This is a genomic window from Streptomyces sp. NPDC015345, from assembly GCF_043078805.1.
Taxonomy (GTDB): domain Bacteria; phylum Actinomycetota; class Actinomycetes; order Streptomycetales; family Streptomycetaceae; genus Streptomyces.
Window position 1 is genome coordinate 395,702 of record NZ_JBIBTX010000006.1, and the last position, 24,840, is coordinate 420,541.

2 protein-coding genes (1 of these 2 running past the window's edge) are annotated in these 24,840 nt (G+C 74.3%); both read left to right on the forward strand.

The window, feature by feature from the left end:
• Positions 1–23,490 (forward strand): amino acid adenylation domain-containing protein, encoded by a 23,490-nt coding sequence (locus ACF062_RS26030; RefSeq protein WP_392141694.1) that lies wholly within the window; start codon positions 1–3, stop codon positions 23,488–23,490.
• Positions 23,487–24,840: the beginning of an SDR family NAD(P)-dependent oxidoreductase gene (locus ACF062_RS26035; RefSeq protein WP_392141696.1), read on the forward strand. It continues 7,598 nt past the right edge of the window; the window shows 1,354 of its 8,952 coding nt (coding positions 1–1,354); its start codon is at positions 23,487–23,489; its stop codon lies off the right edge, out of view. The genes ACF062_RS26030 and ACF062_RS26035 overlap by 4 nt, the downstream gene beginning before the upstream one ends.

The window sequence follows — 24,840 nt, forward strand, 5'->3', positions numbered from 1 at the left end:
ATGGACGACAAGCGTGCTCTTCTCCTGAAACTGCTGGCGTCGGTACAGCAGCAGGCCGCCCCCGCGGCCGCGTCCTCGCGCGCGGGCGAGGACATCGCGGTCATCGGGCTCGCGGGGCGGTATCCCTCGGCGCGGACCCCGGACGAGCTGTGGCGCAACGTCGTCGAAGGCCGCAACTGTGTCGGCGAGGTGCCGGGCGAGCGCTGGGACGTGGACGAGCACTACCACCCGGAGTCCAAGGACGGCCGCGGCTACAGCAAGTGGGGCGGCTGGCTCGACGACGTCGACAGGTTCGACCCGCTCCTCTTCCAGATCTCACCCTCCGACGCCGAGGAGATGGACCCGCAGGAGCGCCTCTTCCTGGAGACGGCCTGGGCGACCATCGAGGACGCGGGGTACCGCCCCCGGGGGCTCGGCGCGGAGGACCCCGTCGGTGTGTTCGCCGGTGTGATGAACAACGACTACGAGTGGCTCGCGGGCTTGAGCAGCGCCTTCGGCGTCCACACGCACGCACGCTCCGCCCACTGGTCGATCGCCAACCGCGTGTCGTACGTGCTCGACCTGCGCGGCCCGAGCCTCACCGTCGACACCGCCTGCTCCGCCTCGCTCACCGCCGTCCATCTGGCCTGCGAGAGCCTGCGCCGCGGAGAGTGCGCCACGGCCCTCGCCGGCGGGGTCAACCTCATCCTGCACCCCATGCACCTACGGATGCTGGCGGACCGACAGATGATTTCCCGGGGCGACCGGTGCCGCAGCTTCGGCGCCCACGCCGACGGCTTCGTGGACGGCGAGGGAGTGGGCGCCGTCCTGCTCAAGCCGCTGCGCGCGGCGGAGGCCGACGGCGACCGCGTCTACGCCGTCCTGAAGGGCTCGGCGATCAACGCGGGCGGCAGGACCGGCGGTTACACCGTCCCGAACCCCTCGGCCCAGGCCGAGGTGATCAGCGCCGCGTTGCGCCGCGCGGACGTCGATCCCCGGACCGTGACGTACGTGGAGGCGCACGGCACCGGCACCCCGCTCGGTGACCCGATCGAGATCGCCGGCCTGCGTGAGGCTTTCCGCGCCGGCGCCGCCGGGCCCGCTTCCGCCGGGCCTGCCGCCGAGGCGCCCACCTCCGAGGCGCCCACCTCCGAGGCGCCCGCCGCCGTGGGGTCTCCGGCCGCCCAGGACCGCTGCGCCATCGGTTCGCTCAAGTCCAACATCGGGCACCTGGAGTCCGCCGCGGGCATCGCGGGCCTCACCAAGGTCCTTATGCAGCTGAAGCACGGCGTGCTGGCGCCGTCCCTGCACTCGGCGGAGTTAAACCCCGACATCGACCTGTCAGGCACCCCTTTCCACGTACAGCAGGAGGCCGCGCCGTGGCGCCGGATCGTGCTGCGCGACCGGGACGGCGGGGAACGGGAGCTGCCGCGCCGCGCGGGCGTCAGCTCCTTCGGCGGCGGGGGTGCCAACGCCCATCTGATCGTCGAGGAGTACCGGGGGAGCCGCCCGCCCGCGGCGGACGGCGGGGCCGAGGAGCTGGTCGTGCTCTCCGCGCTGAGCGAGGAGCGGCTGCGGGTGTACGCGGGCCGGCTCGCCGACTTCCTCGACGCCCGCCCGGCCGCCGGGGCGTCGTTGGAGGAGTGCGTACGGGTGGCCGCCGACGTGCTGCGGGTCAGGCCCCAGGACCTCGACCCCGACCTCGAACTGGCGGAGTACGGGCTTGGCGCGGCCGAACTGGCCGGACTCAGCGAGCGGCTCGGTCTGGAGACGACCGTCTCCGGGAAGACCTCGCTGCGTGACCTGGCCGGTGCCGAGACCGAAGCCGCCCTGACGCTCGCCGACTTCGCGCACACCCTGCGCGTCGGACGGGAGCAGCTGGACGTCCGCCTTGCCTTCCCGGCGCGTGAACTCGCCGTGGCCAAGGGCGTGTTGAGGGCGGTCGCGGCCGGAGCGGAGGGCGACGTCGAGCTCAACGACGCGGGCCGCACCCGGCGTTCGCTGGAGCCGGACGCGGCGGACCGCTTCGCACGCGCCCTGTCCGGAGGCGACCTGGCGAGCGCCGCCCGCCTGTGGACGCGGGGCGTCGAAGCGCAGTGGCCGGACACCGGCGGGCGGCGCGTCGGCCTCCCCACGTACCCCTTCGCCCGCAAGCGTTACTGGTTACCGCAGCCCGAGCCCGCGACCACGGCCAAAGCCACGACCACGCAGCCGCCGGCCGCTACGGGTGCCCGTCCGTTCGTAAGACCTGCGTCCGCGAAGGACCTCATACGTACCTCCGTGGAACCCATACGCACCACCGCCGACGACTCCACCGTCGACTCCCCGCGCGCCGTACCCGCCGAAGCCATGGAATCCGCGGCCGCGCCGGAACACCGTACGGACCTCCCCCCGCTCGGCTTCTACCAGCCGGTCTGGTGTCCCGAGGAGCTGCCGGGGCAGGGGCCTCGCCCCGCCGCCACCGCCGGACACGACGTGGCCGTGCTCACCGCCGGTGAACCCGATGGCCTCGCCGAGGCGTTGCTCCGCCGGCACCCCGGTGCCCGCCACGTCCGCCTCGATCGTGACGACCCGGCGACCCTGCTCACCGAACCGGTGCGGCACCTGTACCACCTCGGCGGGCTGCGCCGCCCGGATGGTCTCGACGCCGCCCTGCGTGACGGCGTCCTCGCCCTCTTCCGCACCCACGGCCTCGCCACCCGGCTCACGGTGGTCACCGCGGGCGCCCACGCGGACAACCCCCACGCGGCCGCGCTCCTCGGCTACGCGCAGGTGCTCGCCGCCGAGTGCCCCGAACTCGACGTCACCTGCGTCGACGTGGCCGACACCGATCCGGCGGACGCGTTCGCCGCGATCCTCGCCGAGCCTCCGCACCCGGCAGGGCGGGCCGTACTGCTGCGGGGCGGACGCCGTCACGTACGGCAGCTCGTCAAGACGCCCGTCCCTGCACCGGAGCGCTCCCCCTACCGGGTCGGCGGCACCTACCTGCTGGTCGGGGGCAGTGGCGGCATCGGCCGTGCCCTGTCCGAGGAACTCGCGCGGCGCCACCGGGCCAACCTGGTGTGGATCAGCCGCGGCGAACCCGGTCCCGAGCAGCGGGCCACCGCGGAGCGGGTGCGCGAGGCAGGCGGTCGGCTGCTGCACCTGCGGGCCGACGCCGCCGACCCGGACGCGCTGCGTGACGCCGTCGCGGAGGCCAGGCGGCACTTCGGCGCGGTGCACGGTGTGTGCCACGCGGCGATGACGTTCAACGCCAGCACCATCGCCGAACTCACCGAGGCGGAGCTGCGGGCCGCGCTCGCCGCCAAGATCGACGGCTCGCTCGCGCTGACCGCCGCACTCACCACCGCGCTGGCCGGTGAACACCTGGACTTCCTGGCGTTCTTCAGCTCGGTGGGCTCCTTCGTCAGCGCGGCGGGCAACGCCGCCTATGTGGCGGCAAGCTCCTTCCAGGACGCCTACGGCAGGCTCCTGTCCACCCAACTCCCTTATCCGGTACGGGTGGTGAACTGGGGCTACTGGGGCCGTGTCGGCTCCGGAGCGCAGCCGGGGCTCCAGGAGATCTTCCGCAGGACCGGCGTCGCCGAGTTCACCGTGCGCGAAGGGCTCGACTCGCTGGAGCGCGTGCTCGCCCACGGGCCCGTGCAGGTCATGCCGATCCGCGCCGACCGGCGGGCCCTCGACGCGCTCGGCCACCGCGCCTCGGCGCTCGCCGACCGCTGCCCGGTCCCCGCACCCGCCGGACCCGGAGCCGACGCCGTCCTCACCGGCTACGACCGGCTCTCCGCGCTCTGCGACCGGGCGCTGCTCGGCGTCTACCAGCGGATGGGCGCCTTCACGCGGCCGGGGGAGCGGGACGGCGTGACCGCTCTCGCCGACCGGCTCGGGATCGTGTCCACATACCGCCGGCTGCACGCGGCCCTGCTGAACATCCTCGCCGACGCCGGGCACGTGGCCGTGCGAGACGACACCGTCGAGGTGCTCGCGCTCGCGGACGGCACCGACCTGGCCCACGCCGAGCGGGAACTCGACCGCATCGCGGCCGACCACCCGGACATCACCGCCACGGTGGAGCTGACCCGCCTGTTCCTGCGCGACTACCCGCGGGTGCTGCGCGGCGAGATCGGCGCCACCGAGGTCATGTTCCCCGACGCGTCGATGGAACTGGTCCAGGACTTCTACCGGGGCAACCCGCTCACCGACTCCCTCAACGAACTGGCGGCCGACACCGTCGCGGAGCACGCCCGTCGGCGCATCGCCGCCCTCGGCACGGACGAGCGGTTGTGCGTCGTCGAGTTCGGCGCGGGCACGGGGGCGACCACGGAGCGGGTGCTGCCCGTCCTTTCCGCCTGGGCCGACCGGGTCGAGTACGTCTTCACCGACATCTCGCCGCAGTTCCTGGAGAGCGCCGAGCAGCGGTTCGGCGAGCGCCATCCCTTCACCCGGTTCCGTACGCTCAACCTCGAACGGGCCCTGGCCGACCAGGGATTCGCGCCCGGCAGCGCCGACATCGTGGTGGCCACCAACGTCGTGCACGCGACCGGAGACCTGCGCCGCACCCTGCGCAAGGCGCGACAGCTGCTGCGCCCCGGCGGTCGGCTCGTGCTCAACGAACTGACGTCGATCCGCAGCAGCATCACCGTCACCGGCGGCGTCCTGGACGGCTGGTGGGCGTTCACCGACCCGGAACTGCGCATCAAGGACGCGCCGCTGGCCACCGCGCAGACCTGGCAGCGGCTCCTCCTCGAAGAGGGCTTCGCGGACGCCGTCGTCCTGGACCGGGGCGCGCACCTCGGCCAGCACGTGATCGTAGGCGAGAACGCGGGACGGGACGCCGTGGCACCGGCCCCCGTGCCGGACTCGGCCGCCACTGCCGCCACCGCTGCCGAGCGGCCCGCCCAGGCCCGGCGGGCGGGCCGGGGGCCACTGCCGCAGCTGCGCGACATCGTCACCGCGACCCTGAAGCTCGACGACCCCGTCGACCCGGACCGGCTCCTGTCGGACTACGGCTTCGACTCGCTGAGCGGCATGAAGATCGCCACCGTGATCGAGGCGGACCTCGGCATTCGGCTGCGCCTGAGCGATCTGCTGCGGCACCCCACGCTGCGCGAGCTGAGCGATCACATCAGCCGGTCGACCGGGGCGGAAGCGGAACCCGGCCTCGGCCTGGCCCCCGGCCTCGACGGCGACCTGGACGGCGACGCGGTGCCGGAACCGGAGCCGCAGCCCGAGGCGGCGCCCGAGCCGCTCCGGTTCCCGCTGTCGGCCGGCCAGCAGGCGCTGCGCGTCATCGAGCAGATGGCGCCCGGCAACTACGCCTACAACCTGCCCCTCGCCTTCTGGCTGGACCGGCACACCGACGAGACCGCCCTGCGCGCCGCGCTCCAGTCCATGGTCGACCGGCACCCGCAGCTCCGCGCCCGGGTGGAGGGCGACCACCAGATCATCGAACCCCGCCAGGAACTCGCCTACGTACGACGGGAGGTGAACACCAGCTCCGTGGACGACGTCCGCGAGGCGGCCAGGGAGAGTGTCCGCGAGCCCTTCGACCTGGCCCGCGGGCCCCTCCTGAGGGCCACGGTGTTCGTCATGGCCGACGGGCGGCAGGTGCTGCTGCTCACCTTCCACCACATCGTCTTCGACGGTCTGTCCATCGCCGTGTTCCTGCGCGAACTCTCCGCCTTCTACCGGCAGTGCCCGCCCACCGACGGCCCTCCCGCGACCTACGCCGAGTTCGTCGACCGGCAGAGCGAGCTGCTGGGTTCGGAGCGCGGCGACCGCCTGCGCGCGTACTGGCTGCGACAGCTCTCCGGGGAACTGCCCAGGCTCCAGCTTCCCCTCGACCGCCCCCGCCCGGCCGCACCGAGCTACCGGGGCGCCTCTGTCGAGGGACGCCTGGACGCGCGGCAGATCCGGGCCGCCAGGCAGCTCGCCGCCGACGAGCGGACCTCGCTGTTCACCGTGCTCCTCGCCGCCTACGCCACCCTCCTGCACCGCTACACGCAGCAGGACCGCGTACTGATCGGCACCCCCGTCGCCGGGCGGCCCTCCCCGGAGTACGCCGACGTACTCGGCTACTTCATGAACATGGTCGTCCTCAAGCACGACCTCGCGGAGCAGGACCAGGACTTCCGGACCCTTCTGCGCGACATACGGGACACCGTCCTGGAGGCCCTTGAGCACGGTGACTACCCGCTGCTGACGCTCGCTCAGGAACTGCGCGCCTCCCGCCTGTTCGACACCGCCTTCTACTTCCAGAACTGGGTGGAGGACGACATCGACACCACCCCGGTCGCCGACGTGTTCCACGGCGTCCACCAGGAAGGGGAGTTCGACGTCACACTGGAGGTCGTCGAGGAGTCCGAGGGTGCCCGCTACTGCCTCAAGTACAACCCCGACCTCTTCGACGAGGAGACCGTTCGGCGGCTCGGCGACCACTTCGGCCCGCTGCTCGACGCGGCCCTCGCCGCGCCCGACAGCGACATCGGCGGCCTGCCCCTGCGCAGCGCCGACGAACTGCGCCTGGCCGAGGAGCGGCAGCGCCGCACCCGACGCGACTACCCCGACGACCGCGTCCTGCCCACGCTCCTCACCGAGCAGGCCCGCCGCACCCCCGAGGCCGTCGCCGTCTTTGACCGGGGCACCACTCTCACCTACCGCGAACTCACCGGACGCGTCGACGCGCTGGCGGCCCGCCTGCGCCGCGCCGGAGTCGCTCCGGGACGCAACGTCGGCGTACTGGTCGACCGGTCGGCGGACATGCTCGTCGCCCTCCTCGGCGTCCTCGCGGCCGGCGGCGCCTATGTGCCGCTCGACCCCGACTACCCGGCCGAGCGGCTTCGCTACATGGCCGAGGACGCCGGACTGCACCTGCTGCTCACCCGCTCCGGAACACACCCCGACCTCGGCGCGCCGGCCCTGCCGGTCGACGCGAGCGAAGGGGCGTACACGGAGGCCGGTCAGCCGGAGCCGGGCGTCGCGCCCGGCCCGGACGACGCCGCGTACGTGATCTACACCTCCGGATCGACCGGCCGCCCCAAAGGGGTGCAGGTCCCGCACCGAGCGCTGGCCAACCTGCTCCTGTCCATGGCCGAGGAGCCCGGCCTCGGCGCGGGGGACCACCTGCTCGCGCTCACCACCGTCTGCTTCGACATCGCGGCCCTCGAACTCTTCCTGCCCCTGATCACCGGCGGCCGCGTGGAGATCGTGCCCGCCGAGGTCGCCCGCGACGGCGTACTGCTGCGCCGCCTCATCGAGTCGAGCCCCGCCACCGTCGTCCAGGCGACCCCCGCGACCTGGAAGATGCTGCTCGCCGCGGGCTGGACCGGCGCCCCCGGGCTGAAGGCGCTGTGCGGGGGAGAGGCACTCGACCAGGACACCGCCGAACAGCTGCTGAGCCGTGCCGGTCAGGTGTGGAACATGTTCGGACCGACGGAGACCACCATCTGGTCGGCCGTGTGCCGCCTCGCGCCCGGCGAGCGCGTCACCATAGGTCATCCGATCGCCAACACACGGCTGTACGTGCTGGACACGCGTGGCCGTACGGTGCCGCCCGGCGTGCCCGGCGAGCTGTACATCGGCGGCGCGGGCCTGGCGACCGGCTATCTGGGCCGCCCGGAGCTGACCGCCGAACGGTTCGTCACCATGGACGGCGACCGCCGCTACCGCACCGGTGACCTGGTGCGCGAGCTGCCCGACGGCCGCATCGAGTACCTGGGCAGGCTCGACTCCCAGGTGAAGGTCCGCGGCTTCCGGATCGAGCCCGGCGAGATCGAGGCGGTGCTGCGCGGCCAGGACGGCGTCCGCGAGGCCGCGGTGGTCGCGCGCCGCGTCGGCGGCGAGAACGTCCTGCACGCCTTCCTCGTGCTCGACGAAGGCACCGCCGTGCCCCGTCGCGAGGCGCTCGGCCAGTGGCTGCCGGCCCACATGGTCCCCGACGTCCTGGTCCCGCTGACGTCGCTGCCGCAGACGCTCAACGGCAAGGTGGACCGCGCGAGGCTCACGGACGTGCCCCTGAACGAGCTGCGGGGAGCGGCCGCCGTGGCGCGGGCACGCCGTGAGGCGGGCGTGAGGAGCCATACCGCGCCGCGCGTCGAGGAGTTGACCGGCCTGATCGCCGACATCCTCGACACGGACGCCGCGCAGATCCCCGCCGATGTGCCTCTCGGGCAACTCGGGATGAACTCGGTCAGCTTCACCGTGCTCAGCACGCGCATCAGCGAGCGGTACGGGACGCAAGTGCTGCCGACCGTCTTCTACCGCCATCCGACGGTCACCGCGGTCGCGGCGCATCTGGCGGCGCTCCAGACGGCGCCCGATACGGCGCCCGAGGCCGGGAGCGAGGTCCGGGCGGCGGGGCAGGCGGCCCGGGCGGGCGACGTGGCCGTCGTCGGGATGGCCGGCCGGTTCCCCGGCTCGGCCGACTTGGCGGAGTTCTGGGAGAACCTGGAACACGGCAGGGACCTGGTCACCGAGATCCCCGCCGACCGCTGGGACTGGCGGGCGCACGCGGACGGCTCCCGCTCCCGCTGGGGCGGTTTCCTCAGCGGAGTCGACCGCTTCGACGCGGCCTTCTTCGGCATCTCGCCGCGCGAGGCCGAGCTGATGGACCCGCAGCAGCGGCTGCTCCTCGAAGTGGTGTGGTCGGCGATCGAGGACGCGGGCTACCGCGCGAGCGACCTGGCGGGCAAGCGGGTCGGCGTCTTCATCGGCACCACCAACTCCGACTACGCCGAGGTGCAGCGCGCCGCCGGCCGCTCGGCGCAGGCCCACACGCTCACCGGCGCCGCCCTGTCGATCATCCCCAACCGCATCTCCTACCTCCTCGACCTGCGCGGCCCCAGCGTGACGGTGGACACGGCCTGCTCCAGCTCGCTCACCGCCGTGCACCAGGCCGTCGGAGCCCTCCGCGACGGCACGTGCGACCTCGCGATCGCGGGCGGCGTCAGCCTGATCCTCGACCCCGGCATCTACGAGGCGCTGAGCCGCGGCGAGATGCTCAGCGAGGACGGCCGGTGCAAGGCCTTCGACGCCTCGGCCAACGGTTACGTACGGGGTGAGGGCGTCGGTGTCGTGGTACTGCGGGACCACACGGCCGCGCGCAGGAACGGCGACCGCGTGGCCGCGGTGATCAAGGCCGCCGCCGTCAACCACGGCGGGCGCACCACCTCGCTCACCTCGCCCAACCCGAACGCGCAGGCCGACGTGCTCGTCGACGCCTACCAGGCGGCGGGCGTCGACCCCCGCACGGTCGGCTACATCGAGGCGCACGGGACCGGCACGGCCTTGGGCGACCCCATCGAGATCAGCGGCCTGACCGAGGCGTTCGAACGCCTCGGCGGCGGCGCGCGGACGCAGGGCCACGAGCGAGGGAGGGAGGGGAGCAGCTGTGGCATCGGCTCGGTGAAGACCAACATCGGGCACCTGGAGGCCGCCGCGGGCATCGCGGGCCTGCTCAAGGTCCTCCTCGCGCTGCGGCACCGCACCCTGCCTGCCAGCCTGCACTTCCGCGAGCGCAACCCCTACCTCGAACTGGACGGCAGCCCCTTCGAGATCGTCGACACCACGCGCTCCTGGCCCGCGCCGCTCGCCGAGGACGGCTCCGCGCTGCCCCGCCGGGCGGGCGTCAGCTCCTTCGGCTTCGGCGGTGCCAACGCGCACGTCGTGGTCGAGGAGGCGCCGACCGCGGCGGACGGCCCGGACAGCGCGGCAGAGGAGTCGGCAGAGGAGTCGGCAGAGGAGTCGGCCGAGGAACTGTTCGTGCTCTCCGCCAGGACCGAGGGAGCCCTGCGGGCGCAGGCCCGCCGCCTGGCCGCCCACATCCGGGCGCGGCGGCCCTCGCCCGCCGACGTCGCCCACACCCTGCGGGTCGGCCGCGAGGCCATGGAGGAGCGGCTCGCCTTCGTCGCCCGCGGCCGCGCCGAACTGCTCGACCGCCTGGACGCCTGCGCCGAAGGCCGCACGGCGACGGCGGCGGGCGTGCTGCGCGCCCGGGTGAGCGCCGGGCACCGCCGCGCCGTCACGTCGCGCGGCACGGCCTGGCAGGACTTCGTACGCGCCCTGTCGGCCGAGCGTGACCTGGAGTCCCTGGCCCAGCTGTGGACCGACGGCGCGGACGTGGACTGGTCCGGCCTGCCGGGCGGGCGCAGGATCGGGCTGCCGACCTACCCGTTCGAACCGACCCGGCACTGGGTCGACGCCCCGGCCACCACCGCGCCGCCCACCACCGCAGCGCCCGTCACCGAGCCGAGCCCGGCCACGGCGGAGCTGCTCGACGCGAACGTGTCGACGTTCAACGAGTCCGCCTTCGCCAAGCGCCTCACCGGCGCGGAGTTCTACCTGGCAGATCACCAGGTCGGCGCGGAGCGCGTGCTTCCGGGCGTCGTCTACCTGGAGATGGCGCGGCTCGCCGGTGAGCGGGCGCACGGCACCGCCGCCGTCCGGCGGATCGACGAGGTCGTCTGGGCGGCGCCCGTCACCCTCTCCCCGGGACAGGAGCGGGACCTGCGGGTGGCGGTGGCACCCTCCGGCGCGTTCGAGATCACCGGCGAACGTCCACACGCCCGCGGCCGCCTGGTCTTCGACGAGGAGGACGGCGCCTTCGAGGCACCCGCCCCACTCGACCCCGCAGCCGTGCGCGCCCGGTGCGCGCAGAGCAGGACCCGGCAGGAGTGCTACGAGTACTTCGGCAGGCTCGGCTTCCGGTACGGTCCGGCCTTCCAGGTCATCGAGGAACTCGCCCTCGGGGACTCCGAGGCGCTGGCCCGGCTGCGCCGCCCCGACGTCGGCGCCCACCGGTTCCACCCCTCACTGCTCGACGGGGCCCTTCAGACCGCCGGTTGGCTGGTACCGGGGTCGACGGCGCATCTGCCGTACGCGATCGGGTCCGTGCACATCTTCGCCGAGCTGCCCGCCGACTGCCTCGTGCACGCCGTGGTCGTGGAGCGCCGCGCCGACGCACAGATCTTCGACATCAGCCTGGCCGCCCTCGACGGCATGGTCGTGGCGCGGATCGAACGCTTCACCCTGCGGGCCGTGCCGGGCACGGAACGGTCCGTGCCCGGCGCCGAGCCCCGCGTACACGCCTTCGAGCCGGTGTGGCAGGACGCGGAACGCCCGCCCGGTGCTGCCCCGCTGGGCGGGATGGAGCTGCTGTCCGTCATCGACACGGGGGACGGCCGCGCCCAGGCGCTGCGTGACGAACTCGCCTTGATCGCCCCGGAGTTGAGGGTGGTCGTCGGCGCTCCGGAGCGGGCCTCGCACCTCGTCCACCTGGCCGCCGAGGGAGGTTCCGGTGCCGGGGGCGGTCTCGACGAGGCGCTGCGCGCCGGGTTCCGCACCGCCCTGGACATCTGCCGGACGCGGATCGCCGACCGCGGCGGACCGCTGCGCTATCTGTACGTCCATGACGGCGGGCCCGGAGCGGCCGGGGCGGCCCACGCCGCCCACGCGGCCCTTGACGGGTTCGCCCGGACGATCGTCCAGGAGCAGCCCGCGATCCGGATGAGCGTGCTCCTGCGTGCCGGCTCCGGACCGGTGACCGGCTCAGGAACTCCGGTCGGCTCCGCGGCCACCGCCGCCCGCGCCCCCGGCTCCGCATCCGTGCGGGAACTCGCCGAACTGGTGCTCGCCGAACTGGCAGTCGACGGCGAGCCCGAGGTCCGTATCGACGGCCCAAGGCGCACGGTCCGCGCCTGGCGCGAGCGCGCGCTTCCCGGGAGCGGCCCCTCGCCGCTGGCCCGGGACGGGGCGCACCTGATCACCGGGGGCACCGGGAAGCTGGGCCTGCTGGTGGCCGAGCGGATCGCCCGGCACCCGGGCGCGCACGTCGTCCTCGTCAGCCGGACCGCGCCGGACGCGCCGCTCCCGGACGGCTGGCTGCACCTCGCGGCCGATGTCGGTGCGCGGTCCGACGTCGAGCGGGTGGTGGCCGAGGCCCGGCGCCGGTTCGGACGCGTCGCGGGCGTGGTGCACGCGGCGGGCACGCTGCGGGACTCCCTGGTGCTGCACAAGAGCGGCGCGGACGCCGACGAGGTGCTCGCACCCAAGGTGCGCGGCCTGGTCCACCTGGACGAGGCGACCCGGGCCGACGCCCCCGACTACTTCGTCGCGTTCGGCTCGACCGCCGCCGTCTTCGGCAACACGGGGCAGAGCGACTACGCGTACGCCAACAGCTTCCTCGACCACTACCTGGAGCGGCGCCCCGGCGGCGGTCTGACGGTCGACTGGTCGCTGTGGCGCGACGGTGGCATGACCCTCACCGCCGAGGCCCGCCAGGCCATGCGGCGCGAGTTCGGCATGGAACCGCTGCCGGCCGATGCGGCGCTCGACGCACTGGAGGCGGCTCTGCGGAGCGGTGCCTCCCGGCTCCTGCTCACGGCGGGCGACCGGGTGCGGATCGCCGATGCCCTGCGCGAAGGCCCCGCAGGGCCCACCTCCGAGGACGTCGAGGACGCCGAAGCCGCCCCGGACCCGGAGGGCGGCGAACTGCGCGCCCCCACGGTCCGGTTCCTGCGGGAACTCCTCGCCGACGAGCTGAAGATGCCGCTGGACGACGTCGCGGAGGACGAGGCGTTCGACCGCTACGGCGTCGACTCGCTGCTGGTGCTCAGCCTCACGCGCACGCTGGAGGAGCGCTTCGGACCGCTGTCCAAGACGCTGTTCTTTGAATACCTGACGATCGGTGAGCTGGCCGACTTCCTGGTCGAGCGGCACCCGGCCGCGCTGCGGGACCTGGCCGCCCCCGGCCCGCGATCCGCGCTGCCCGCCGAGCACACGGCACCGGCCCAGGCGTCGGCCGTGGCGGTGCCGCTCGCGCGGGACGTGCGCGCGACCGCTGCTCCCGCGCCCCGGCGGCACTCCGCCTCCGACGACGACATCGTGATCGTCGGCGTCGCGGGCCGCTACCCGCAGGCCGACGACCTCGGCCGGTTCTGGCGCAACCTGCGCGAGGGCAAGGACTGCGTCGAAGAGGTGCCGAAGGACCGCTGGGACCACGACCGGTTCTACGACCCGGACCGCGACGCCCCCGGCAAGACCTACGCCAAGTGGGGCGGCTGGCTCTCCGACGTGGCCTCCTTCGACCCCATGTTCTTCCGCATGTCCCAGGTGGAAGCCGTCCACATCGACCCGCAGGAACGCATCTTCCTGGAGACCGTGTGGCACCTCCTGGAGGACGCGGGCACATCCCGCGCCGCGCTCTCCGAGGTCCGCACCGGCGTCTTCGTCGGCCTGATGTACGGCCATTACCAGCTGTACGGCGTCGACGAGGCGCTGCGCGGCGACGGCGCGGCCACCTCGTCGTCGTACGCCTCCGTGGCCAACCGCGTCTCGTACTTCTTCGACTTCGACGGCCCGAGCATCGCCCTCGACACGATGTGCTCGTCCTCGCTCACCGCGCTCCACCTCGCCTGCCGGGCGATCCGGGACGGTGACTGCGAGGTCGCCGTGGCCGGCGGTGTCAACGTCTCCAGCCACCCGCTGAAATACCTCCAGCTGGCCAAGGGCGGATTCCTCTCCACCGACGGCCGGTGCCGCAGCTTCGGCGAGGGCGGCGACGGCTACGTGCCCGCCGAGGGCTCCGGGGCCGTGCTGCTCAAGCGCCGCCGCGCGGCCGAGGCGAACGGCGACCGCATCCTCGCCGTGGTCAGGTCGACGGCGGTGAACCACGGCGGGGCCGGCAAGGGCTTCAGCGTGCCCAACCCCAAGGCCCAGGGCGTGATGATCCGCGAGGCGCTGGACCGCGCCGGCCTTGCCCCCGCCGAGCTGGACTACCTGGAGGCGCACGGCACGGGCACCTCGCTCGGCGACCCGGTGGAGATCACCGGCCTGGTCCGCGCCTTCGAGGGGCACGACTTGACCGGCGTACGCATCCCGATCGGCTCGGTGAAGTCGAACATCGGGCACGCCGAGTCGGCCGCGGGCATGGCCGCGCTCACCAAGGTCCTGCTGCAACTGCGCCATCAGGAACTGGTGCCCTCGCTGCACGCCGAACGCCTGAACCCCCATCTCGACCTGGACGCCACCCCCTTCCGGCTGCAACGCGAGCGGGCCCCCTGGACGCCGCGCGTCGACGCCGCGGGCCGCCCCCTGCCCCGTACCGCCGCGATCAGCGCGTTCGGGGCGGGCGGCAGCAACGCCCACGTGATCTTGGAGGAGTTCGTGCCACCCACGCAGCCGCCCGGGCAGCAGCCGCCGTACGTGTGCGTGCTCTCCGCCCGCGACGCGGAGCGGCTCACCGAACACACCAAGCGGACGGCGGAGTTCCTGCGCGGCGAGGGACGCGGCACCGACCCGGCCGCGCTCGCCGCCACGCTCCGGACCCGCGAGCCGATGGCGCACCGCCTCGCCGTGGTCTTCGACGGCGTGGACGACCTCGTGGCAGCCCTGGAGGAGCACCTCTCCGGAGCGGACACCGCGCGCGTCCTGACGGGCACCGTCACCCGCGCCGCCGCACCGGCCACCGGCGGCACCCCGCGCGAACTGGCCGCCGCCTGGGTGCGCGGCGCCGACGTCACCTGGCCCGGCGGCGGCCCGCGGGTCTCCCTGCCCGGCTACCCCTTCGCCAGGGAGCGCTGCTGGCTGCCCGCGGCCGACGCCGTGCGGGGCCCGGCCACGCCGCGGCCGTCCGCCCCGTACGGCAAGGTGCTGCTGTCCACCGACACCCCGGTCATCGCCGGGCATCGGGTCCAGGGCCGCTCGCTGCTGCCCGCGTTGGCCTACGCGGATCTCGTCGCCGGGGTCTTCCGCGACCACGGGCACCCCGTCGAGCGGCTGACGATCCGTGACCTCACCGCGCTGCGCCCGCTCGATGTGACGGACGGGCCGGTGACCGCGGAGATCCGCTGTGTCGCCGACGGTCCGGGCCGCTGGCAGGTCACCGTGACCGACGGCGACCCCTACGCCACGGCCGAGGTGCTCGTCACCGACGTCGCCGATGTCACCGACGTCACCGACGCCCCAGCTTTCCGCGAGCGGTTGGACGGTCCGGCCGACGGCGCCCCGAGGCCACTGGCCGAGACCTATCTGAGGGACGGCGCCAACGGCCAGCACTACAGCGGCGCCGCGCGCGCCGAAGGCATGGTCCGCGTCGACCGGGAGCAGCTGACCGCCGAACTCACCGCGCCTGAGGGCGACTTCCTCGTGCACCCGGCGCTGCTGCTCGGCGGTGCGGTCGCGGCGGGGGCGCTGCTCGACACCGGCGGGCAGGCGTTCCTGCCGCTGCACATCGCCTCGTTCCGCGCGGCGGGGCCGCTGACCGGGCGCTGCACGGCCCGCGTACGCCGTTCGTCGGTGATCCGGCGCGGCGAGGTCGTCCGGTTCTCCGTGGACTTCTTCGACCCAAAGGGGCGGAAGGTGGCCGAACTGTCGGAGCTGTCCAGCAAGGCGGTGACGGACACGCCCGCGCACCTGCCGGCCGGTCCCGCCCGGGCCGCCGAGCCCGGCACGCCCGTGGCCGACCGTGCGGAGGTCTTCCTGCGGCGCCTGTTGGCCGACCGCCTGGACCGCGACCCGCGGTCGATACCGGCGACCGCCGGCTACTACGAACTCGGCCTCGAATCGGTGCAGGTACTGAGCCTGGTCGAAGCCGTGCAGGAAGCCGTGGGCCAGGAGCTGGAGCCCACGCTGCTCTTCGAATACACCACGGTCCGCGATCTGGCGGCGCATCTCGCGGCGCGCTTCCCGGGGGCGTTCGAAGCGGCCGCGGCCGTCGAAGCCACCCTCGCCCCCCAGGGCCCCGCAGACCCCGCCGAGAGCGGCGGACTGAGCCGGATCAAGGACGGCGCCGTCATCCCGCCCGCCCCGGCCCCCGCCGCCCTGTCCGCCGAGGAACTCGACCGGCTGATCGCCGGCCGCGTACTCCTGCGGCTCTGCGGGGCAGGCGCGTTCGCCGACGGCCGCACCGAGTCCGTGGACGGCCTGGCGCGGCGCCTCGCCGTCGTGGACAAGTACCGCCGCTGGCTGGACGAGGCGGCCCGGCTGCTCACCGCCACCGGCCTGACCTGGCGGTACGACGACGTCCTGGAGCTCACGGCACAGCGGCCCCAGGCCCACGACCCGGCATGGACCGCCGTACGCGAGCGCTTCGCGTCCGACCCCTACTGGGACGCGCAGCTCTCCCTCGTCGAAGAGTGCGCCGACCGGCTGCCCGAGATCCTCTCCGGCGCGCTGCCCGCGACCGACGTGCTGTTCCCCGGCGGCTCCATGGCCAAGCTCACCGCCGTGTACCAGGGCAACGCGGTCGCCGACCGGCTCAACGACGTGGTGGCGGAAGTGACCGCCACGGCGGTGCGCGAACGCCTCGCCGAGGACCCCTCGGCCACCGTGCGCCTCGCCGAGGCCGGCGCGGGCACCGGCGGCACCACCGCCGTCGTACTGCCGCGCGTCGACGCGTACGCCGACCGCGTCGAGTACTGGTACACCGACCTGTCACCGGCCTTCCTCGACCAGGCGGAGCAGCGCTTCGGACCCGGCAGGCCCTACGTACGCTACGGCCGCTGGGACGTGACACGGCCCGGCGCGGGCGAGCACCTCACCGGCGGCGACTGCGACGTCATCGTGGCCACCAATGTCCTGCACGCCACCCAGGACATCCGCCTCGTCCTGCGCAACCTCGCCGCGGCGCTGCGCCCCGGCGGAGTCCTCGTCATCAACGAGGTCACCCGCAAGTCCGCGGTCCTCACCCTCACCTTCGGCCTGCTCGACGGCTGGTGGCTCTACGACGACGAGGACGTCCGCCTCCCCGGCGCGCCCCTCCTCTCCGCCCCCCGCTGGCAGGAGGTCCTCCAGGACACCGGCTACGACGAGGTATGGCGGCCGGTGGCCGAGCCCGACGCGTTCGGGGAGGTCTTCGTCGCCCGGCGGCCCCCCGCCGCCGTCCCGGCGCCCCAGGGCACCCGCCTCCTGGTCAGGGAGTGGCGGCCCGCCCCCGCCACCGAGGGCCGCCGGCCCCGCGCGGTGGCCGTCCTCGGCGGCGGGCAGCACGCCCGCCATCTCGTCGAGGCCCTGCCCGGCGCGGAGCAGGTCTCCCGCGCGGCGGATCTGCACGACCGGTTCGACGCGCTTGTCGACCTCGGCGGCGTCGGCCTCGACGCCTGGCTCCCCGCGGTGCAGCGGATGACCGGACGCGAGGCGCTGCTGCTCGGCGTCGGCACGGGCGACGCGCGCGCCGGGCTCTACCGCATGCTCCAGAGCGAGTACGGACGGGTCCGCTCCCGCTACCTGGAGGCCGACCCCGCAGACCCCGCCCTGCCCGGCCTCGTGGCGGCCGAACTGGCCGACGGCGGCGACGACTTCGAGGTCGCCTACCGGCACGGGATCCGGCACCGGGCCGAGCTCGCCGAACTCCCGGCCGCCACCGGCGCCCCGGTCCGCTTCCCCGCCGACCGGCCGCTGCTCATCACCGGCGGCACGCGCGGCATCGGCCTCGCGGTGGCCCGGCACGCCGTCGACCAGTGGGGTGCGCGCACCCTCGTCCTCACCGGGCGCGACCCACTGCCGCCGCGCCACGAATGGGACCGCCACGGCACGGACACGCCGCTGGGCCGCAAGCTCGACGGGCTGCGCGCCCTGGAGCGCGACGGGGTGCGGCTGCGGGTGCTCGCGCTGCCTCTGGGGGAGGACGCGGCGGCCGTACACGCGGCACTGGCCGGGGTCCGGCGGGAGTTCGGCCCGATCGGCGGCGTCCTGCACGCCGCCGGGCTCGTCGACCGGGACAACCTCGCCTTCGTGCGCAAGCCGGCCGACGCCGTGCGCACGGTGCTCGCCCCCAAGACCGCCGGACTCGACGCCCTGGTGGACGCCCTCGCCGACGACCCGCTGCGGTTCTGCGTGCTGTTCTCGTCGGTCGCCTCGATGGTCCCGGCCGCCGCCGTCGGACAGAGCGACTACGCGATGGCCAACGCCCACCTGGACGCGGTGGCCCGCCGGGCGCCGCACGGCCTGCCGCTGGTGAGCGTGGCCTGGCCCAGCTGGCGGGGCGTGGGCATGGGCACTGAGCGCCCAGGGCCCGGCTATCGGGCCACCGGCCTCGGTGAACTCTCCGAGGCCGAGGGGCTGCGGCTGCTCGACCACGTCCTGTCCACCGGGGCCGGGCCGGTCGTGCTGCCGGCGATCGTCGCCCCCGACTGGACGCCGCGCGCACTGCGCGTCCCCAGGCCGCAGGCCCCGACGCAGGGCCGGGCGACCGCCGCGCCCTCCGCCACCACTGCCGACACCACCGTCGGCGCGCCGCACACCGCCGGGAGCATCGCCGAGAAGGCCGAGGCATGGCTGCTCGGGCTGCTCGCCGAGCAGTTGGGCTTCGCGCGTGACCGCCTCGCCGCCGACGTACCCATCGCCGACTACGGCACCGACTCGATCATGATGGTGCAGATCCTGCGCCTGGCCGGCGCCGAACTGGACGTCGAGCTCGACCCGTCGGTCCTCGTGGACCACCCCACCGTGGAGTCCTTCGTGGGTTGGCTCACCACCCACCACGGGCAGGCCCTGACGCGGACCTTCGGCACCCAACCGCAGGAAGTACACGAACGACAGGAAGTACACGAACCGTGGGAAGCACGGGTACCGCAGGCCCCCGCCGCCACCACGGCCGTCCTCCCGCACGACGGAGCCCCCGCCCCCGCCTGGAGCGAGCGCCAACAGGCCCCGGCCGACGGCCCGTACGACATCGCGGTGATCGGCATGTCGGGCCGCTTCCCCGGCGCCCCGGACCTGGACGGATACTGGCGGCTGCTCAGCGAGGGACGCACGGCGATCGCCCCGGTGCCCGCCCGGCGCTGGGGGGCCGAGACCGGATACACCGCCGGTCTGATCGACCTCGACGGATTCGACCCCGGCCACTTCCACCTCTCCGACGACGACGCCGCCGCGATGGACCCGCAGGCGCTGCTGCTCCTGGAGGAGACGCTCTTCGCCCTCTGCGACGCGGGCTACACCCCCGCCGAGCTGAAGGGACGCGACATCGGCGTCTACGTCGGCGGGCGCACCCGGCACGCCCCCGACGACGCCACCCTCGGCCGCAGCCGCAATCCGGTGGTCGCGATCGGCCAGAACTACCTGGCCGCCAACCTGTCGCACCACTTCGACCTGCGCGGCCCCAGCACGGTCGTCGACACCGCCTGCTCCTCCGCGCTGGTCGCCCTGCACCACGCCGTCCAGGCGATGCGTTCGGGCGACGTGGAGGCGGCCGTGGTCGCCGGGATCACCCTGCTGCCCGACGCCGGCGGGCACCGCCTGTTCGACCGGCGGGGCCTGCTCAACACCGAGCCCGAGTTCCACGTCTTCGACCGGCGGGCCCGCGGCTTCACCCCCGCCGAGGGCGTCGGCGTCCTCCTGCTCAAGCCGCTCGCCGCGGCCGAGGCCGACGGCGACCAGGTGCACGCGGTCATCAAGGCGGTGGCCGTCAACAACGACGGCAGGACCGCGGGCCCCGCCACGCCCAACCCCGCCGCCCAGCGAAGCGTCATGGCCCGCGCCCTGGCCCGCTCCGGCCTCGCCGCGGACGACGTCACGTACATCGAGACCAACGCGGCGGGCTCCCAGATCCCCGACCTCATCGAGCTGAAGGCCATCGCGGCCGTCTACCGCGCAGGCTCCGACACGCCCTGCTCGCTCGGCTCGGTCAAGCCCAACATCGGCCACCCGCAGTGCGCGGAGGGCATCGCCGGGATCATCAAGACCGTCCTCATGCTCCGCAACCGCCGCATCGTCCCCTTCCTCAGCGGACAGCAGCCCCTGGACCACTTCGACCTCGCCGCGACTCCGCTGCGCTTCGAGCGCGGACTCGCCCCATGGCCGGACGCGCCGTTGGCCGCCGCAGTGTCGAGCTTCGCGGACGGCGGTACCAACGCCCACGCCGTCCTGGCGGGCCGGGACGGCGACGCCACCGCCGGGCGGCAGCCGCTGGAACGCCCGCGCCTGAAGCGGCGCCCCCTGCCGAGCGCGCGCACGGAGCGCTTCGCGATCGTCGGCATGGCGGGCCACTACCCCGGCGCGGCGGACCTCACCGCGTTCTGGGAGAACCTCAAGGCGGGCCGCGACAGCGTCGGCGAGGTCCCGGCCGAGCGCTGGACGCCCGGCGAGAGCCGCGAGTCGCGCTGGGGCGGCTTCCTCGACGACGTCGACCGGTTCGACGCCGACTTCTTCCGCGTCTCCCGCCCCGAGGCGGAGATCACCGACCCGCAGGAACGCTGGTTCCTGCGCACCTGCTGGGAGGCGATCGAGGACGCCGGGTACACCCCCGACACCCTCGCCGAGGCCAAGGGACCCGACCGGCGCCGCGCGGTCGGCGTCTTCGCCGGGGCCATGCACAAGGACTACACCCTGGTCGCCGCGGAGGCGGCCACACCGGTGCCGCTCAGCCTCAACCAGGGGCAGATCGCCAACCGCGTCTCCTTCGTCTGCGACTTCCACGGCCCGAGCATGACGGTGGACACCCTCTGCTCGTCCTCGCTCACCGCGCTGCACCTCGCCGTGGAGAGCCTGCGCCGCAAGGAGTGCGAGGTCGCGCTCGCGGGGGGCGTCAACCTCTCGCTGCACCCCGGCAAGTACCGCACCTACGGCACCGTCGGCATGCACTCCTCGGACGGCCGCTGCCGCTCCTTCGGGGAGGGCGGGGACGGCTACGTGTCCGCCGAAGGCGTCGGCGCGGTGGTCGTCAAACCGCTCGCCGCCGCCGAGGCCGCGGGTGACCACATCTACGCCGTCGTCGCCGCCTCCGCCGTCAACCACGTCGGCGCCGCCAGCGGGTTCAGCGTGCCGAGCCCCGTCGGCCAGGCCGCCGTCATCACCGCCGCGCTCGCCGCGGCGGACGTCGACGCCCGCTCCATCGGCTGCCTCGAAGCACACGGCACGGGCACCTCGCTGGGCGATCCCATCGAGATACGGGGCCTCGCCACCGCCTTCGGCAGGCACACCGACGACACGGGCTTCTGCGCCCTCGGATCGGTGAAGTCCAACATCGGCCACGCCGAGTCCGCCGCGGGCATCGCGGGCCTGACCAAGGCGGCGCTGCAACTCCACCACCGCACGCTGGTGCCGACCCTGCACGCCGGCACCGTGAACCCGCTGCTCGCCCTCGACGGCACGCCCTTCCGGCTCCAGCGCACGACCGAGCCGTGGCCCGCCCCGCCCGAGGGCCCGCGCCGCGCGGGCCTGAGCTCCTTCGGGGCCACCGGTTCCAACGCGCACATCGTCTTGGAGGAGTACGTCCCCGCTGCCCGTACCGCGACCGGGCGCGCCGCACCGAGGGATCCGGTACTGGTGCCGCTCTCCGCGCGCACCGAGGACCAGCTGCGGCAGAGCGCCGCGCGGCTGCGGGACGCGATCACCGCGGGAGGCGCCGCGCACGCGCCGCACGACATCGCGTACACCCTGCAAGTGGGCCGGGTCGCATGGCCCGTACGGGTCGCCTTCGTGGCGCGCGACGCCGATGAACTGGTGCGCCGACTGAACGAGTTCGTGGCTTCCGGTACGCGTCCGGCGCTGACCGGGACGGAACTCCACGAGACGGCGCGGCGCTGGGCCGAGGGCGGCACCGTGGACTGGAACGCGCGCCATGGAGCGGACCGGCCGCGCCGGGTCCCCCTGCCGACGTACCCGTTCGCGGGGGAGCGTCACTGGGTCCCCACCGACGCCGGCCCGCGCCGCACGGCCCCGGCGCCCTCCTCGGCGGCCCCGACCGAGGCGCCCGTGGTCCCGCCGCAAGGACTGCTGTCCGTGCCCCGCTGGGCCGAATCACCGGCGGTTCCCGCCACCGGTGGCGCGCCGCGCAGGGTGCTGGTCCTCGCCGGGGAACCGGGCTCCGCGCTCGCCGGGGCGCTGGCCGCGCACCACCGGCGGACCGGCGGTGCCGCCACCGAGGTGACCGAGTGCCCGCTGGACGACTTCTCCGGCCTCGCGGGACCCGCGCCCGACCGGATCCTGCTCGTCACCGGCTCCGTAGGGGCGGCCCGCTCCGGCGCGGCCGCGCCCGAACTCGCCCTGCTCCGCCTGGTCAAGGCCGTCCAGCGGCTCGACGGCGCCGGGCGGACGGACCTCTTCGTCGTCACCCAGGACACCCAGTCCGTCGCGGGCGGACCCAGCACGGCGCACGGCGCGGGCCTCGCGGGCCTCGCCTACTTCGTGGCGCGTGACTCCGGGCGGTTCGCCGTACGGAACCTCGACGTCACCGCGGCCGACCTGCTGACGCCCGAGGGTTGCGCGGCCGTGGCCGCCGCGGTGGCCGCCGAGCCTCCGTCCCCGGCCGCCGACCTCGTCGCGCTGCGCGCCGGACGGAGGTACCGGCAGGAGGTCCGCCCGGTGGAGCCGTCCGAGGCGGCGCGGCCGGGGCTGCCTGGCATCAGGCCGGGCGGCGCCTATGTCGTGGTCGGCGGCAGCGGGTTCGTCGGACGTGTCGTCAGCCGCCATCTGATCGACCGGTACGACGCCAAGGTGGTCTGCGTCGGACGCCGCCCGCAGAGCGATCCCGCCGTGCGCGAGGCGCTGTACGGCGACCGCGTCCGCTACGTCCAGGGCGACGTGACCGACCCCCGTCAGGCCCGGCGGGCGATCGCCGGGGCGAAGGCGCTCCTCGGCGAGATCCACGGCGTCCTGTTCGCGGGCGCCACCCGCATCACCGGGGCACCGGGCGCGCTCGCCGACCTCGGTGAGGACGAGTTCCGCGCGCACTACGAGGTGAAGGCGGCGGGCGCCCGCAACGTGTACGAGGCCGTGGCGGACGAACCGCTGGACTTCCTCTGCTACTTCTCCTCGGCCCAGGCCTTCTCCTTCGGCGGGGCGGGCACCCACGCCGCCTACGCCGCAGGGATCACCTCCGCCGACGCCTTCGCCCGGGCCGCCGCGGCCACCGCACCCTTCCCGGTCGGCATCGTCAACTGGGGTGCCTGGCGCGCCTCGTTCGGCGAGGCGGCGCGGGACTACCCGTCGCTGGGCTTCCTGGACGACGCCGAGGGAGCCGCCTGCTTCGACACGGCCGTGCGGCTGCTGCGCGCGGACCGGTACCGGCAGGTCATCGGCATGCGCCCGCCCACGGTACGGGCGCCCGCCCGGCCGAGCGCGTCCCCGGGCGGCGCGTCCCGCGGCCTCGACCGGCGGCCGGAGCTGCGGAACCTGCTGGTGGAGCGGCTCGCCAAGACGCTGCGCGTGCCGAAGGAGGACCTCTCGCCGTCGACGGCCTTCGCCGACCTGGGCGTCGACTCGATCACCGGATCCACCTTCGTCACGCGGATCGCCGAGGAGCTGGACGTCGAGCTCAACGCCGCCGCGCTCTACGAGTTCTCCTCCGTGGAGCGGCTGGCCGACCACCTCGGCGGGCTGCTCGCCCCCGCGAGCCCCGAACCACCCATGGCCCCCGAACCGCAGGCGACTTCTGCACCACCGGCCACCTACGAACCATCCGCACCGCACGACCTGATCGTGAAGTTGGAGGCACGTTTCGCGGCCGGAGAGCTCTCCGCCGCGGAGGTGCTCGACCTGCTCGACGCAGAGCTGGCCACGAGGGAGCAACGATGAGCAGCGCAGACTTCCGCGACATCCTCGACGGATACGTCAAGGGCGCGGTCGGCGCGGAGCAGGCGCGCGGTCTGCTGGAAACCCGGCGCCCGGCCCCGGAGGCGGCCACCGGGCACGCGGCGCCCGAGGACCGCACGCGGATGCTGGACATCGCGGTGGTCGGCATGTCCGGGCAGTTCCCCGGCGCCGCGGACGTACGCGAGTTCTGGCACAACCTCAGCCGGGGCCGCGTCGGCTACGGCGAACTGCCGGACCACTACCTCGCCCCCGACGACCCCGGCGGCTACCGCTGGGGCGGGGCGCTCGTCGAACGGGACCTCTTCGACGCGGAGTTCTTCGGCATCCGGCCGCACGAGGCGGACCTGATGAGCCACAACCAGCGGCTGCTGCTCCAGGAGAGCTGGCACGCCCTGGAGGACGCCGCGCTCGACCCGACGTCCCTGGCCGGCTCCCGTACCGGCCTGTTCATCGGCGCCGAGCCCACCGGCTACCCCCACGAGTCGTTCACCGGCGCCTCCGACGCCCTGGTGGCCTCCCGCCTCTCGTACTTCCTCGACCTGCGCGGCGCCGCCCTCGTCGTCAACACCGCGTGCTCGTCCTCGCTGGCCGCCGTCCACCTGGCCTGCCAGAGCCTGCGCTCAGGAGAGTCGTCCCTGGCCCTGGTCGGCGGCGTCAACGCGGGCCTCGACGCACGGGGCCTCGACCTCCTCGTCGAGAGCGGCGCGATGTCGCCCAGCGGACGGTGCCGCACCTTCGACGCCGATGCCGACGGCACCGTCTACTCCGAGGCGGTGGCCGTCCTCGTACTGAAGCGGCTGTCCGACGCGGTGGCCGACGGCGACCACATCCACGGCGTCGTCCGCGCCACCGGCATGAACCAGGACGGCGCGAGCAACGGCATCACCGCGCCCAACGGCGCCGCGCAGGAGGACCTGGTCCTCGACGTCTACCGGCGCTTCGGCATCCCCGCCGAACGCGTCGGGTACGTGGAGGCCCACGGCACCGGCACCGCCCTCGGCGACCCGGTCGAGGCCAACGCGCTCGTACGGGCCTTCCGGCGGCTGACCACGGAGCGGGAGTTCTGCGCCATCGGCAGCGCCAAGGCGCACATCGGGCACACGGGGGCCCCGGCGGGCGTCGTCGGCCTCATCAAGGTCCTGCTGTCGATGCGGCACGGCGCCCTGGTCGGCATGCCGACCCTGCGGCGGCTCAACCCGCTGATCGACCTCAAGGACTCGGCGTTCGTCGCGGACGAGGCGCCCCGCCCCTGGCGGAGCGGCTCCGGGGCGCCGCTGATGGCCGCGGTGAACTCCTTCGGGCACAGCGGCACCAACGCGCACGTCGTGGTCG

What these genes read in the sequence shown, in the direction of transcription:
- ACF062_RS26030 (WP_392141694.1), top strand. Translation starts at nt 1, where the DNA reads ATGGACGACAAGCGTGCTCTTCTCCTGAAACTGCTGGCGTCGGTACAG.